We start from the raw sequence: 14,773 nt of genomic DNA on the forward strand, positions 1-14,773 counted from the left end.
ATTACATCTCCTGCCGCTTGTTGTCGGGATCGTAGAAATGAGGGGAAACAACTTCAGCTGAGTGCTGACTTCCGTCGCTCGCACGAATGATGATCCGGCTTCCCGGGCTTGCGTCCTGGCGATCCGCGTAAGCAAGACCAATGACCTTGGAGAGTGTTGGGGAATGGGTCAGCGATGTGACGAACCCAACGATCTCATTGTTCTTCACCACAAGATTGGATTCCTGCAGAGGCGAAGACGGCATCCGGTCTAGCGAAAAGCCAACCAACTTTCTACTCGACAGAGTTTTGTCTCGAATTTCGAGGCTTCGCTTGCCGACAAAGAATGGCTTTGACTTTGCGACGGCCCAAGTCATGTCGAGCTCTTCCGGCGTGGTCATCCCGTCAGTGTCCTGCCCGACGATAACGTGCCCTTTTTCAAGTCGCATGACACGTTGAGCCTCAAGCCCAAACGGCTTGATCCCGTAATCCTGTCCCGCATCCCGGATTGCCCGCCAGAGTTCTGCTCCGTAGCGCGAGGGAACGTGGATTTCGTATCCCAGCTCCCCGATAAAGCCAACGCGGAAAACCCGGGCGGGAATTCCGGCAACCTTGCCCTCGCGATAAGCAAGATAGGGAAACTGCTCTGACGAGACATCAATGTCATCGGTCAACTTTTCCAAGACCTTGCGGGCATTGGGTCCGGCGAGATTAATCCCTGCATAAGCCGCAGTGACATTGACGATATCAACGTCGAGCCGCCACTGCGCGTTCCACCAGAGCATGTTCCGATAAATTCGGTCGACGCCCGTTGTGGTGGCCGTCACATAGAAATATTGCTCATCTCTACGGCATGCCACTCCATCGTCGATGACGGTTCCCGCCTCGTTGGTCATCAGGAGATATCGCGTCTTCCCAACGGGAAGCTTCACGTAGGCGAACGTGTACATCCGGTTGAGGAACTCAGCGGCGTCCGGCCCTCGTACATCCAGACCGCCAAGCGTAGAAACATCGATCATGCCCACGTTGTTTCGTGCGTTGAGAACCTCGGCTGCAATGCTCTGTTTGTCAGATGCGCCTTCCCCATAGAAGGCCGGACGCATCCAGTTTCCGGCGAGAAGCCACGATGCTCCTTCAGCTTCGTGCATTTCGTGCATAGGCGTGCGGCGCATGGGCGTGAACTTTCGTCCCGCCAGCGTAGCGATCTTCTCCGTCGTGACCGGAGGCCTGGCAGTTGTGACACCCACTTCGCTGATGGTCCGCCCGGTCTCCTTAGAAACGAGCATGGCGGTGGCCAGCGCGGCATGTCGGCCCTGGCTTGGTCCCATGCCCACGGTGGAGAAGCGCTTCACAAGCTCCAGTTCGCGATAGCCATCCGCTACAGCGTTCTTGATGTCCTTGACCTGCAGGTCCTCATCGAAATCGACAAAGTCTTTACCAGCCGGGTGTGGGAAGATGGGACGAGGATAGTTTGGTGACATGGCCGTTCGTGACGGGCGCAAGTACTGCGCGTTGACTGCGTATCTGCAATTCGCTGCGGATCTCGCACCTTGCGCCAGGCCGTCTGCGATGCAGCTGTCGAGGTCGAAGAACCCGTCGACGGATCCTGCAAGCAGCACTGCCTCGTCCTGCCCTGAGATCGTGAACTTCGCGGAAATGTCGTCGTACGAAAGCTTGCCGCGAGCCTGTAGCGGAAGCTGGTAGGCTGGAAGATATCCTACCGACATGCAGATCAGATCACAATCGAAGCGAAGGCGGTTTTTCCCGGCCCTTCCATTCGCATCGAGTTCCGCAACTTCAACCGCTTGAACGTGCCTGTGCCCAGCTGCTGGCATGGCTTCCCAAATGCACCAGCCATCGAGCAATTCTACATTTCTCGCTTTGACTTGCGCCCGATTTGGACCTTCAGCGTTCGATTTTCGGAGATCGCACACTGCTGCAACCCTGACGCCCGAATCGAGAAGATCCAGCGCGACACCGTATGCATCGTCATTCGCCGCCAGCAATACTGCCCGCTGTCCGGGCTTCACGCCATAGAGCTTGATCAGCCTCTGAGCAGCGGAGCCCTGCATGATCCCCGGCAGGTCGTTGTTGCGGAATTGCGATGGCTGTTCAATCATGCCCGTCGCGAAGATTACCTGCTTGGCCCGAAGCTTATAGAGTCGGTTGCCCCGAATGACCGGAAGCCAGTTGTCCGCATACCAAGCATTGCAGGTAGCGTCCGTCCAGACCTCGATTTTCGGATGCACCGCTACCTCATGTGCTAGGTCGCGCCCCATCTCCAGACGGGCATAGTTCGTCGCGCCGCCAATAATCGGATTCTCGTCGACTATGAGGACCGACGCGCCAGCATTTGCTGCGGCGATGGCTGCGGCCATGCCTGCAGGTCCGGCTCCCACGACGAGCACGTCATACCAGCCGTACGCTTTGTCGAAGTAGCCCTCGGTGGGCTGCTGGATATCCAGCTTGCCTAAGCCTGCCTTGGCTCTGATACGCGGCTCCCAAACTCTCTCCCATACGCCCTTGGGCTTGAAGAACGTTCGGTAGTAGAATCCCACAGGCATGAACCGGGAGAAGCGGTTCATCACAAACCCGCTGTCCTTCCGCGCGGAATGGCTTACGTTCTGAGCCCGCACCACGAGTCCTTCAGAAATCGGGTGCCTGTCAGCGAAAACGCTGACTTCATTTCCGATCTGCACGAGCGTATTGGCGTCTTGAGCAGCCATCGTCAGAACACCGCGCGGCCGATGGTACTTGAACGATCGCGACAGGATCCATTCATCGCTAGCGGCGAGCGCCGACGCGATCGTGTCTCCGGCAACGCCTTCGAACTCTTTGCCATCGAAAGTAAAACGGATTCTCTTCGACGAGTCGATGAGCTTTCCCTGTCTAGCCGTCCGAGCGCTCATTTGACTTCTCCCAGTGGGCCATCCGCAGGTACGGCGAAAGTGGCAAGAATTTCGTCAGTCACAGTGTTTCGCTCCGCGAGGAACCAGTAGTTCGATGGCGTATGGCACCACCATTCGCGAACAACGCCCGCTGTGTTGTTCGACATCCAGAGATAGTCCGACCATTCCTTGTCACTGACACTTGTCGGATCCACCTCGTGGTGCACCTCGCCATGGCACTGGAACTCGGTGATGTTGCGGGGCCCATTGAGAGGGCATATCATGATTTTCACGTTTTGCTCCTCAGTGGCTGGCGGCGGTAGCGCCCATTTCGTTGACCAAATCGAAGCGGTCGAAGCGATCGAGTTGGAAGGGCTGTATTTCTTCAGGAACGCGGTTGTCGGCTATGGCCTTCGCCATGAAAAAGCCGCTGGCGGGCGTCGCCTTGAAGCCCCACGTGCCCCAACCCGCATCGAGCCAGTAATTCGAGATCGGGCTCTTCCCCATGATCGGACTGTAGTCAGGTGTCATATCGGTGATGCCTGCCCACTGACGGAGCACTTTAAGCTCGCCGATAAAGGGAAATAGCTCCAATGCCGAGGCCGCAAGACCCTCTTTGATCTCGAGAGTTGAGCGGGTGCTGTAGAGCTCGTACGGATCGGAACCGCCCCCGATCACAAGCTCGCCTCTCGCTGATTGCGAGATGTAGCAATGGAGGGCGGTTGAAGAAACCATCGGGTCAAGGAAAGGCTTGACCGGATGCGTGACCATCGCCTGCAACGGATAGCTCCGGATAGGCAACTTCAGGCCAACCATTTTCGCCACGACGGATGAATACCCAGCGACGCACTGCACCACGAGACCTGCCGAGATGTCACCCCGGTTTGTCCGAACGCGGGTAACCTTGTTGTCGGCCACGTCCATTCCAAGCACTTCCGTGCGCTGATGCAGTTCAACGCCGCGTTCGCAAGCTCTGATCGCATATCCCCAAACGACCGCGTCGTGGCGTGCGATAGCCGCGTTCCGGTGCCATAGCCCCGAAAGGATTGGCATGCCCTTGATGTCGAGATTGAGCGATGGGACCAGATCCTTGATCTGCTTTCGATCGAGAATTTCGTTCGCTTCACCGCAGAAGACACCAGCGTCCGCACGGAGTCGCAGCGACCGCGACACACCATCGGAATGCGAGAGCGTCAGTTGTCCGCGCCTGGAGTACATCATGTTGTAGTCGAGTTCGTTGGAGAGAGACTCATAGAGCCTCAGCGACTTCGCGTAGAACTTGATCGAGCGCTGATCGGTGTAGTTCGACCTGATCACAGTGGTGTTTCGAGCGGTGTTTCCGCCTCCCAAATAGCCCTTCTCCAAAATCGCAACCTTGCGAATGTTGTGATGCTTGGCCAGGTGATAGGCGAGCGACGCTCCGTGGCCGCCACCCCCTATAATCACGACGTCGTAGTGCGCCTTGAGATCGGGAGTTAGCGGAATTTCCTGACGAGCCGGGTAACGTCCCGCCATTCCATATTTCAAGAGCGCAAAAACCATGATGTTAGTCCCGTCACTGTGGATCCGGAAAAGCTGATCCGTATCGAGCAGGCTGTCGCCAGACGCTCGTGCCGGGTCATGTCCAGAAGAGAATGACAGATGAGGCGGCTGCGTTATTGCCTCAGGGGGACGCCCAATATACATTTCCTGCCATCGCAACAAAGCTTGACAGCGAGTGACCGAAGGACTGCAGACTGATGCGTTTGGCTTTCATACTGACTAGCGGTTACTCGCTGATGGCTACCGCATCTGCGGTGGAGCCACTGCGTGCTGCTAATCACCTTGCTGGCCGAAAACTCTACGACATCAGCTTCCTTTCCACAGACGGGGGACGGTCAAGATCTACCGCGGGCGGAGAATTCGACACATTGCCTATGGCAGAGGCAAACTTGAATTTTGACATCGTTTTCGTCGTCGCTGGCGGCAACCCGATGAGCTACGAGGACCCCGAATTGGATCGTTACCTGCGTCGGCTTAACAGCCACAAGGTGAAGCTCGGAGGCATATCGGGCGGACCCGCCATTCTCGCTCGGCGAGGACTGATGGAAAATCGACGATTCGCAGTTCACTGGCAGCACATCGAAGCCTTGCAGGAGCTGTCGTCTGACTTTCTCGTTGAGCGAAGACTGTTCGTGATTGACCGGGACCGATACACGTGCGCTGGAGGAGTGGCGGCGCTCGATATGATGCTAGCCATCGTCGCTTCAGAGCATGGGACCAATTTTGCTCAGGCGGTGAGCGATTGGTTCATCCACACACGGATGCGGATGGCTGATGATCCTTCAAGATCAACGCTCGCTCAGCAGCTCAACATCACCCATCCGGCCTTGATAGCAGCGACAGACCTCATGGCAAGCCACCTGGCAGATCCGTTGAGCGAGCAGCAGATAGCGGATCTGGCGGGATTGAGCTCAAGGCAGCTGCAGCGGCTTTTCGCCGATCAGATTGGGGAACCAATGATGCAGTTTTACAGGAGGATGCGCCTCGAGAAGGCCAATGAGCTTCTTCAGCAGTCCGCGCTGCCTATTACGGAGGTAGCTATCGCCGCAGGGTTCTCCAGTCTCTCGCATTTTTCCCGCGCATTTCGGGAACACTTCAGTCTCACGCCGCGCCAGCGAAGGGTGGACAGTCGGCGGAACATGACTGTGGTCGCTTGATCTCTGGGATTCGTCAAACGCCCGGGAGTTACCCGGGCGTCCATTTGCTCAAGACTCAGCAGGAAGCTTAAGCCGCTGCGCCTCAACGATTTTCGAAAGACTTATACCAGAGCTTGATGAGGACGACTCACGCGATTCCATTTTCCGGCAAATCATGATTCAAGATGGCGAAAGGAGATTTCGCCATGGGAACAGCGCTGACCATTCGTGGAGATTATACGGCTGATGATCTGCGTCGGCTGGCAAGGCAGAGCCGTGACGCGGATTGGTCGCGCCGATTGTTGGCCTTGTCGATCATTTACGAGGGTGGTTCGCGCAGCCAGGCAGCATCGATGGGTGGGGTCGGTTTGCAAATTGTCCGTGACTGGGTCGAGCGTTTCAATCTGCATGGTCCAGATGGCCTGAAAACGGGAAAGGCGAAGGGACGTGAGCCCTTGTTGAACGATCAGCAGCGGAAGGCGCTGGTCGAGGCGGTTGAGAACGGTCCCGTTCCCTATCTCGATGGCGTCGTGCGCTGGCGGCTGGTCGATCTGGCGCAATGGCTTTGGCAGGAGCATCGTATCTCCATCAGCCGCCAGACGCTTGGGCGCGAATTGAATGCCCTGGGCTATCGCAAACTCACTGCCCGACCGAAGCATCATGCGCAGGACCCGCATGCGATTGAGGAATTTAAAAAAACTTTCCCGCCGCAGTGGGAGAAATCGCCGCCGGGGCCGCTAAAGGCAAGCGAATAGAAATCTGGTTCCAGGACGAGGCCCGCATCGGCCAGAAGAATAAGATCGCCAGGCGATGGGCCAAACGAGGGACACGGCCCTCGGCTCCGCATGATCAGCGAACGAGATCCGCTTATATCTTCGGCGCGATCTGCCCGAAATTTGGCAAGGCCGCCGCCCTCGTCATGCCATGGTGCGATACCCATGCCATGAACCAGCATTTGATCGAGATATCCGGCCATGTTGCCAATGACGCCCACGCCATCCTCGTCATGGATCAGGCGGGTTGGCATTTATCGAACAATCTCATGGTGCCCGAAAACATCACCATTCTACCGCTGCCAGCGAAGTCACCCGAACTCAATCCGGTCGAAAATCTCTGGCAGTTCATGCGCGAAAACTGGCTCTCTAACCGTGTGTACACATCCTACGAAGACATCGTCGATCACTGCTGCGATGCCTGGCGCAAGCTTCAACGTCAGCCTTGGCGCATCATGTCGATCGGGCGCAGAAAATGGGCCAATGAGTTCTAGTCATCAAGCCTTGGTATTAGCTACTCGAAGAAGAAGTTCTTCATCGAACCGCGGCCCTAGGATGCGCAGTGCCGCAGGTATCCCACCCCCGAGCATATCCAGGCGCGTGACACGCGGACCCAAGCGAGATGCGGTTGATCTGCTGAAAAGCCTGACGCAAACGTGTCTGAGCGTCGCCCGCATCTCACGATCCTAACGTCGGCAACGGAATGCTGAAGTGGCCGCTGCGCTCGATTGCATGGGCCATTCGGAAAATGGTCGACTCGTCGAAATATCGGCCAACCAACTGAAGTCCGATCGGTAATCCCTCCGAATGCATCCCGCAGGGCATCGTCAAGGCTGGATGGCCAGTCATATTGAAGAAGGTCGTATACCGCGTGATCGCGTTGCCGATGGCCTCATCCACGCCATTCCTGCTCACTTTCACCGTTCCCACTTTCTGAGCGATCTCGGGCGTGGCGGGAGTTAGGATCAGATCGACGTCGTCGAAAAGCTTGTTGGTTTCCTGTCGATAGACTTCGACAAACCGCTTCGCCTTGACATAGTGTTCCGCAAGAATGCACTGACCGAGCGCGAGACCTGCCCGGAAATCAGCTCCGTAAAGGTCGCCTCGATCCTGCACGTAGGCCGAATGCGCGCTGAGCGCCTCAGGCATCTGAACTGTCAAGGAGACTGTCCGACTATGTTCCATATCAGGGAACGTTACGGGCACCAGGATCGCTCCCGCCGCCACCAAGAACTCCTTCACCCTCTCGAGCTCAGTGAGGATTTCGTCGTCGGCCCGATCGTAATAAAAGTTACGAGGAATACCGACGCGCAACCCCGAAACGCTTTGTCCGAGAGCAGAGCTGTAGTTTTCAACGGGTCGGTTCACAGACGCAGAGTCCGATGAGTCGTACCCCGCGACGATGCTGAGAAGTTCCGCGCTGTCCGCTATGGTTCGCGTCATGAGCCCTACATGATCGAGCGTCCAGCAATAGGGAACGACACCGGAGGTTGGAACGCGCCCGATTGTTGGCTTGAGGCCAACAAGGCCGTTCAGCGCCGCGGGTGCGCGGACGGAGCCGCCTGTATCAGTACCTAGTGCCGCCGGCACAAGTCCAAACGCCACGGCCGCGGCCGACCCACTAGACGATCCGCCTGCAAGGCGACTGGTATCGTAGGCATTCACGCAGGTGCCATAGACCTCATTTTCGCCTGTCGCGCCGTATGCGAATTCATGGAGGTTGGTTTTGCCAAGGCTGACGGCCCGAGATGCTCGAAGCTTGGCAACGGCAAAGGAGTCGGACTTGGCGATCCGATCGTGAAAGACCCTCGATCCAGCTGTTGTCAGAACGCCCTCAACATCGAACAAGTCCTTCGATGCATATGGTACACCAGCAAATGCGGAAGAATTCAGGTCGTCCTTGGTTAGCTTCGAGGCCTGCTCCTTGGCGTCCTCAAGTGTCGGCGTGATGAACGCCTTCGAAACGCCGTTATAGAGATCGATCCGCTCTGCAAATATATCGACCAGCTCTGTGGGAGTGATCCGCCCGGAGACCATCAGTTGTCTCAGGCCTTTTACGTCATTGAATGCAATGTCATCAGTCATTAGGTTTCGCGCCTTGGACGCCCATAGCGGGAGGAATAGTACCGAGATCGATTTTCCGTAGCTGCTCGAGTTCGTTCAGCAGGTCTTGAAACCCGGTGATAATCCCCAGCTGCGGATCCACAAGCTCGCTGATTTCCGCATCTGACCAGGTGTGTGACGCCATCTGCGTACAAATCCCGATCAACGTATCTTTTTGAAGTTTCTGCATCTGGTCCTCGCATAGTGAACGCGAGCGTGCGGGCCGTTGGTCGCAGCCGCACGCTCGGCTGCTTAGCGGATGATTAGTGTTTCGGGAGTCTTGTTGGTGAGGATCTCACCGCCGTTCTCCGTGACCATGACTGTATTCGAGATGAAGTAGTCGGCGACTTTTGTGTTCGTGAACCAAGAATGAGCATGGACGACCATGCCAACCTCGATCTTCCGCGTAGATTTCGGGAACAAGCTCGTAACCATCGAACCACCAGTCCAGCTTGGCGGGAAGCCGATGCCGACGAGGTAGCCGCAATGATGGCGATGATAGTCGACCAGGCCCGCGCTTGCTGCCACTTCGTGCCATGCGTCGTATGCGTCGCCTGCCTTGGCGCCGGGCTTGAGGGCTTCGCAGATTGCTTTCATCCCACGAATCGCGAGCTCTGCGGACTCATCGACACCCTTGGGTGCGCTGCCAACGTATACCAAACGCCCCATGGGCGACTGGTACTTGCGGTAAGCCGCACAAGTCTCAAGAAATACCGCATCGCCGTTGCGGAAAATGTCGCCTCGCCAAGTCGTGTGCTCTTCGCCGAGGCGGCTCGTAGGACGGATGAACGGGCCGAAACCCGGGTACTCGCTTCCCTCAAGAATCATCTTGCTGTGATACGCCGCTGCGACTTCATAGTCCGAAGCGCCGTCACGCACCGCGTCGACCGCCGCCAGCGTACCCATGTCCACGGCGTGCGCGGCCTTTCGGGTGTACTCCATTTCCAAGGGCGATTTGATCAGGCGAATGTCGTCCAGGACACCAGACGCGTCGATCCACTCGACGCCCGTCTGATCGTTTTGGATGCGCTCCGCATGTCGCGCCGTCAGGAATAGACTACGCTTCTCAATACCAACGCGCTTGCCCGCCAGGCCGAGGTCTTTCATCGCCTGATGCACATAGTCCGAAAGCTCTTCGTGATCCTTGTGGCCGTAGAACTTCGCATTCGTGACCTGGTTTTCGACGGTAATCCGCTCCATCGCACGGCAGCTAAGCGCCATCTCGCCATCGCGATTCAGGACGAGCACATGGGCAGCGAAGAAGCCCCAGTGGTCCAACCCGGTTAGGTAGTAGATGTTCTCAGGGACGGCGATGACGATGCCGTCGAGGTTATTGTCCGCGAGAGCGACGCGCGCTCTCGCTATGCGACGATCGAGCTCGTCTTTCGGGAACGCCGTTTCATAAGCCATGGGAACCTCTCAGGTGTTGGCGCTGCAAATAGGTATACCTTTTCGTAGCCGAGGTTTGGGCGATGCGCAATATCCATTTTGAATTCTGCTTATTTCACAGGCTTTTTGCCCAATCATACGACAGTGTAAACTTTTTCTTGCGTCCAAACCACATTGAGTGGTACACCAATATTGCAATTTTGCACGAAGCCCAAATAAGGGGGAACTCATGAAAATGAACAAAATCTTCGCTGCAGTCGCCGCAGCCGCCGCAACCGTGCTTGTAGGAACCGCTTCCGCTCACGCGGACGCGCTCACCGATAGTGCCAAAGCCGGAAAGCCGATCCGTATTGGGTTCGCGCACGAGATCCCGTGGGCATATCCGGGCGACAAGAACGAGCCGTTGGGATTTGCAAATGCGCTGGCGCTGGGTGTCTTGAAATCAATGGGCTACACGAACATCGAACCCGTCGTGACAGATTGGGGCGGCTTGATCCCCGGTCTTCAGGCTGGTCGTTTCGACATCATCACTGGCGGTATGTACATCACTGGCGCCCGCTGCAAGAACGTCAGCTTTGCAGAACCGATGGGCAAGTTCGGCGATTCCTTCATCGTCAAGAAGGGCAACCCCAAGGGCGTGACCAATTACCAGGACATCAAACAGAAAGATGCCACCATGGTGACGGTAGCCGGCTTTGTGAATGCCGACGCCGCGATGAAGGAAGGCGTTTCTGAAAGCAAGATCATGCAGGTGCCCAGCCTGACCGAAGTCCTGGCCGCGGTGAAGGCTGGCCGTGCCGACGCTGGAGCTGGCAACGACTTTGCAATGAAGGATCTCGCGAAGAGCTCGGGGGGCGAGGTCGAGGTCACGGATCCAGCGGCACTTCCGGAATCCACGTTCAACTGGGTCGCGATTGCGTTCAAGAAGGACGACAAGGATTTCCTGAAGGCCTACAACGAAGCGCAAGCCAAATACCTAGGCACCCCAGAGATGCTCGAATCTGTAGGCAAGTTCGAATACACGAAGGCTCAGCTGCCTGGCGATGCAAAGACCGACTGGATTTGCGCGAACAGATAAACCTCCCAAGGTTAGGGCGGGCTGCTATATCTGCGGCTCGCCCGGATCTTCGAAGTGAGCATCAATGACCTACATCTCATTCCTCTCTGACTACGGCAGCCGTTTCCTCGATGGCACTCTTGTCACTGCGGAACAGTTCATCTGTTCCCTGGCGCTGGCAACTGTGCTCGCACATGGCTTCGGTCTTATGCTCTTTTCCCGCAATATGGCCGTCAAGACGGTGGCGGTGATTTACGTCGAATTCTTCCGTGGGACCTCACTCCTCGTCCAGCTATTCTGGCTTTTCTACGTGTTGCCTCTGTTCGGTGTCACCCTTGACCCATTTCTCACGGGGTTCCTTGCAGTTGGCCTCAACATTGGTGCCTATGGGGCACAGCTAGTACAGGGCGCGATCAAGTCCGTCCCGCGCGGTCAGTGGGAAGCAGCGTACGCTCTCTCCATGAGCGTCTCCAAAAGAATGCGACGGATCATTATCCCGCAGGCGGTCGTGATAATGCTTCCTGCCTGGGGAAACCTGGTAATTGAACTGTTGAAGAGCACAGCCCTCGTTGCCCTGATTGCCGTGCCCGATTTGATGTTCGAGGCGAAACAGATGAACAGTTCCACTTACCTCTCCACGTGGACCTTTGGTACGGCCCTGATCATCTACTACGTGTTCGCCCGGTTCTTCGTCACGCCGACCATGCGATCCCTCGAACGCTTTATGGCGCGGCGGATGGGGAGAGCTTAAATGCAGTGGGATTGGCAATTCACAGCAGAAATTCTTCCCCGCATGCTTTGGGCGACCCTGAACACGCTCATGGCAGCCGGCATCGGCTACGCGATCGCTGCGGTACTTGGACTGGTTTTCGCAATCGCACAACGCACTCGCTTTCGCGTGCTGACTGTGACCGTGCGCGAGGTGGTAGAGTTTCTGCGTTCTACACCGCTCGTGCTCCAGATTTTCTTCGTCTACTATGTGGGACCTGAATACGGAGTATCGCTAAGCCCCTGGGTTGCTGGGATGATTGCAATCGGGCTCCATTACGCGGCTTATCTTTCGGAAGTATACCGCGGCGGAATAGAATCCGTGTCGAAGGGGCAATGGGAGGCTTGCACTGCCATCAACTTGACCACCGTACAGACGTATCGCCGGATCATATTGCCGCAAGCGCTACCGCCTTCAGTGGCCGGGATGGGCAACTATCTCATAAGCATTTTCAAAGACACACCAATGCTTTCGGTGATCGGTGTAGCGGAGCTTATGCAGGCAGCGAATGCTATCGGTGGTCAAAACTACCGCTACCTTGAACCCTACACGATCGTCGGCCTTGTTTTCCTCATCATCTCGCTGTTTTCCGCCGGGCTCATCCGTGGATTCGAGAGTTGGGTGCGCCGCAAGCTAGGAATGTACTGATGCAAGACCTTTCGTCATTTCCCCTCGAGCTCACAGGCCCCGACGTCCCGATGGTTCGTTTCATGAACGTTCGGAAGACATACGGTGACTTTGTCGTTCTCGACAATCTCAACCTTGACATCACTTCCGGCGAGATGGTGACGGTCATTGGGCCATCGGGCTCTGGCAAGACAACCGTCCTCCGCATGTTGATGACACTCGAAACCATCAACGGTGGGGTCATCTACGTCGACGGCAAACCGCTAACCCACATGCCCAAGAACGGCGTGCTCGTTCCAGCTGACTCAAAGTATCTCCGGAAGGCACGCTCATCTATCGGCATGTGCTTTCAGCACTTCAACCTTTTCCCTCATATGACGGCCGTCGAGAACTGCATGGAAGGACCTGTTCAGGTTCTCGGCATCTCGAAACGAGAAGCGAAGGAACGGGCCGAGGAGCTTCTTTCGATGGTCGGCATGATCGAAAAAAAAGACCAGCATCCTGCGCGCTTGTCCGGCGGCCAACAACAACGTGTAGCCATCGCACGTGCCTTGGCGATGAGACCCAAGATTATGCTGTTCGATGAAGTCACCTCGGCGCTTGATCCGGAAGTCATTGGTGAAGTCACGAACGTGATCAAAGACCTCGTCACCAAACACAATCTGACGATGCTCATGGTCACCCATCAGATGGGGTTCGCGCGAGACATATCCGACCGGGTTTGCTTCTTCTTCGGTGGAAAGATCGAGGAACAGAATACTCCGGAGGAGCTGTTCACGAACCCTCAGAACAAGAGGACTCAGCAGTTCTTGAGCGCCGTCAAAGCAGCGGATTGATTGTAGAGATGAAAGTCGGGATCGCTGGAATTGGTGCGGTCGGCGCCGCTGTTGCACGGGCACTTGACCGGGGTGAAATACCGGGTTGCGAGCTGGCCGCGGTCACAGCGCGTGACAACAATCGCGCTGCGCAATTTGTATCAACGCTTGCACGTAGCGTGCCGCACAGAGGTCTCGATGAACTCGCCTTCGAGTGTGACATAGTCCTCGAAGCGCTCCCCCCAGCAATGTTCGAGGCTGTGGCACGTCCGGCTCTTGAAGCAGGCAAGACTTTGATCGCAATGTCTGCCAGCCAGCTTCTGGGGAGAACGGACCTCTTCGAACTGGCTAAGAGAACTGGGGGGCGAGTTATCGTCCCCTCGGGCGCCATGCTAGGATTGGATGCCTTGAAGGCAGCGGCCGTCGGCAATCTCCGGGCGGTCAGCATCGTCACCCGCAAGCCGCCAGCCAGTCTGCATGGCGCGCCGTACATTGCTCGGCAAGGCATCAATCTGGCAAGTTTAAAGGAGCCCATCTGTATTCTCAAGGGATCTGTGACCGAGGTAGCGAGAGAGTTCCCAGCTAACGTGAATGTCGCCGCAGCCGTTAGCCTTGCAGGAATAGGACCGGACCGCACTTTGATGGAGATTTGGGCGGACCCCAGTCTCTCGGTCAATTCGCATGCTGTCAGCGTCCAATCAGACAGTTCCGATTTCACGGTGTCTATCCAAAACCGGCCGAGCGATGAGAACCCCGCCACCGGACGGATTACATCCCAAAGCGTGATTGCATATCTTCGCCAGTTGAACGCTGTGATCCGGATCGGAACATGATGGTAGTGTCGGCCTTTCAAACCTTTAGGAGGGTAGCTCCAAGATGACTACCGCGAATGTGTCCACTTCACCCATGCCGCAAGCCGACGGGGGCGTTTTTGATGAGGAAGCGCATGGCGCGGGCAAACTCAACAAACAGGATATTTATCTTGAGTTGCGTCGTCGGATTTGTCTGCTCGACTATCAACCAGGAAGCCGCCTCAACGAGCGAGAACTCGCGTCTGAGTTTGGCGTAAGCCGTACACCACTGCGAACCGCCCTCCAACGGCTTGAATACGACGGCCTGATTATTAGTCAGCACGGGAACGGCACCGCAGTGACCTCCATCGATCTTACATCGATGCGCGACATCTATATCGTCCGCATGCGACTGATGGATGCAATGGCCGAGTCGACTCCCAATCCGGTCACTGACGATATCCTGGATAGTGTTCAAGATCTGGACCGCGAATGTCGAAACCTGTCGGGCACGAAGGACAAAAGGGCTTTTGCCGAGATAATCATGCGGCTCCACCAAATTCTGCATGGATTAAGTAGCAATGGTCCCCTTAGAGACTTCAACGATATCCTTTTTTTCCAGTCAGCTCGGTTCTGGTTCCTCTTGCTCGAAAAAATGGACTTCGAGCAGCAGGTTGAGGATCTTCTGGATGAGCTTCGCATGATCAGAAGAAGCCTGGAGCTTCGAGATGTGCGTTTGGTTGCCACAATCCACAAATCGCACCTGGCAATCGTTCTGTCGCGGCTTGATGCCATGGAGGCGAATCTATTGGTAGCAGAGCCAGCATAGTACCAACGCGGTGAAGTCGAAGTGGACCTGGGGTTCCTGACGTCAGAACATGTAATCACTAGTGGTCTGGTGCCGA

General features: G+C 56.3%; 14 protein-coding genes. 8 read left to right on the plus strand and 6 right to left on the minus strand.

Going from position 1 to position 14,773, the window contains the following annotated elements; translation table 11 throughout:
- Position 1: 1 nt before the first annotated feature.
- From CCGE531_RS33215 to CCGE531_RS33225, 3 genes are read right to left on the minus strand one after another with little or no spacing between them, the layout of a single operon-like run.
- The gene (locus CCGE531_RS33215) at positions 2-2,887 is read right to left on the minus strand and encodes a 2Fe-2S iron-sulfur cluster-binding protein (RefSeq protein WP_120671110.1); all 2,886 of its coding nucleotides are present in this window, start codon (positions 2,885-2,887) and stop codon (positions 2-4) included.
- Positions 2,884-3,159 carry a sarcosine oxidase subunit delta gene (locus CCGE531_RS33220; protein ID WP_120671111.1) on the minus strand — a complete coding sequence of 92 codons (276 nt, stop codon included), beginning with the start codon at positions 3,157-3,159 and terminating at the stop codon, positions 2,884-2,886. Before CCGE531_RS33220 ends, CCGE531_RS33215 begins: the two co-directional genes overlap by 4 nt.
- 10 nt (positions 3,160-3,169) lie before the next feature.
- Positions 3,170-4,408, minus strand: a complete 1,239-nt coding sequence (locus CCGE531_RS33225) for an FAD-dependent oxidoreductase (RefSeq protein ID WP_120671252.1) — start codon at positions 4,406-4,408, stop codon at positions 3,170-3,172.
- Positions 4,409-4,644: 236 nt separating this feature from the next.
- Here CCGE531_RS33225 and CCGE531_RS33230 point away from each other — a divergent pair, with 236 nt between their 5' ends.
- Complete coding sequence (locus CCGE531_RS33230; RefSeq protein ID WP_205586546.1) at positions 4,645-5,565, plus strand: GlxA family transcriptional regulator; 921 nt, start codon at positions 4,645-4,647, stop codon at positions 5,563-5,565.
- A 164-nt stretch (positions 5,566-5,729) separates the two neighbouring features.
- Positions 5,730-6,811, plus strand: a protein-coding gene (locus CCGE531_RS33235) for an IS630 family transposase (protein ID WP_120669925.1) whose coding sequence is annotated in 2 segments (ribosomal slippage) — positions 5,730-6,266 and positions 6,269-6,811 — 1,080 coding nt in all. Because the reading frame shifts where the segments join, the coding sequence is not laid out codon by codon here.
- Between the two features lie 184 nt (positions 6,812-6,995).
- Here CCGE531_RS33235 and CCGE531_RS33240 read toward each other — a convergent pair.
- From CCGE531_RS33240 to CCGE531_RS33250, 3 genes are all read right to left on the minus strand, one after another.
- Complete coding sequence (locus CCGE531_RS33240; RefSeq protein WP_120671113.1) at positions 6,996-8,402, minus strand: amidase; 1,407 nt, start codon at positions 8,400-8,402, stop codon at positions 6,996-6,998.
- Positions 8,395-8,610 carry a hypothetical protein gene (locus tag CCGE531_RS33245; RefSeq protein ID WP_116408623.1) on the minus strand — a complete coding sequence of 72 codons (216 nt, stop codon included), beginning with the start codon at positions 8,608-8,610 and terminating at the stop codon, positions 8,395-8,397. Before CCGE531_RS33245 ends, CCGE531_RS33240 begins: the two co-directional genes overlap by 8 nt.
- A 62-nt stretch (positions 8,611-8,672) precedes the next feature.
- Positions 8,673-9,830, minus strand: coding sequence for a Xaa-Pro peptidase family protein (locus CCGE531_RS33250; RefSeq protein ID WP_120671114.1), 1,158 nt, complete (start codon positions 9,828-9,830; stop codon positions 8,673-8,675).
- Positions 9,831-10,038: 208 nt separating this feature from the next.
- On the opposite strand from CCGE531_RS33250, the gene ehuB reads away from it, so the two are divergent.
- The 6 genes from ehuB to CCGE531_RS33280 all read left to right on the plus strand — a co-directional run bounded on the left by ehuB (position 10,039) and on the right by CCGE531_RS33280 (position 14,697).
- The gene (gene ehuB / locus CCGE531_RS33255) at positions 10,039-10,887 is read left to right on the plus strand and encodes an ectoine/hydroxyectoine ABC transporter substrate-binding protein EhuB (protein ID WP_348633059.1); all 849 of its coding nucleotides are present in this window, start codon (positions 10,039-10,041) and stop codon (positions 10,885-10,887) included.
- A 64-nt stretch (positions 10,888-10,951) separates the two neighbouring features.
- On the plus strand, positions 10,952-11,617 hold the full coding sequence (gene ehuC, locus CCGE531_RS33260; protein WP_120671116.1) for an ectoine/hydroxyectoine ABC transporter permease subunit EhuC: 666 nt from the start codon (positions 10,952-10,954) through the stop codon (positions 11,615-11,617).
- Entirely contained in the window at positions 11,618-12,283 is a 666-nt protein-coding gene (gene ehuD, locus CCGE531_RS33265) for an ectoine/hydroxyectoine ABC transporter permease subunit EhuD (protein WP_120671117.1), read from the plus strand.
- Positions 12,283-13,098 carry an ectoine/hydroxyectoine ABC transporter ATP-binding protein EhuA gene (gene ehuA / locus CCGE531_RS33270; RefSeq protein WP_120671118.1) on the plus strand — a complete coding sequence of 272 codons (816 nt, stop codon included), beginning with the start codon at positions 12,283-12,285 and terminating at the stop codon, positions 13,096-13,098. The genes ehuD and ehuA overlap by 1 nt, the downstream gene beginning before the upstream one ends.
- Positions 13,099-13,106: 8 nt before the next feature.
- Positions 13,107-13,910, plus strand: a complete 804-nt coding sequence (locus tag CCGE531_RS33275; RefSeq protein WP_120671253.1) for an aspartate dehydrogenase — start codon at positions 13,107-13,109, stop codon at positions 13,908-13,910.
- A 43-nt stretch (positions 13,911-13,953) separates the two neighbouring features.
- Complete coding sequence (locus CCGE531_RS33280; RefSeq protein ID WP_120671119.1) at positions 13,954-14,697, plus strand: GntR family transcriptional regulator; 744 nt, start codon at positions 13,954-13,956, stop codon at positions 14,695-14,697.
- The last annotated feature ends 76 nt before the right edge of the window (positions 14,698-14,773 follow it).

It is taken from the genome of Rhizobium sp. CCGE531 (genome assembly GCF_003627795.1).
Classification (GTDB): Bacteria; Pseudomonadota; Alphaproteobacteria; order Rhizobiales; family Rhizobiaceae; genus Rhizobium.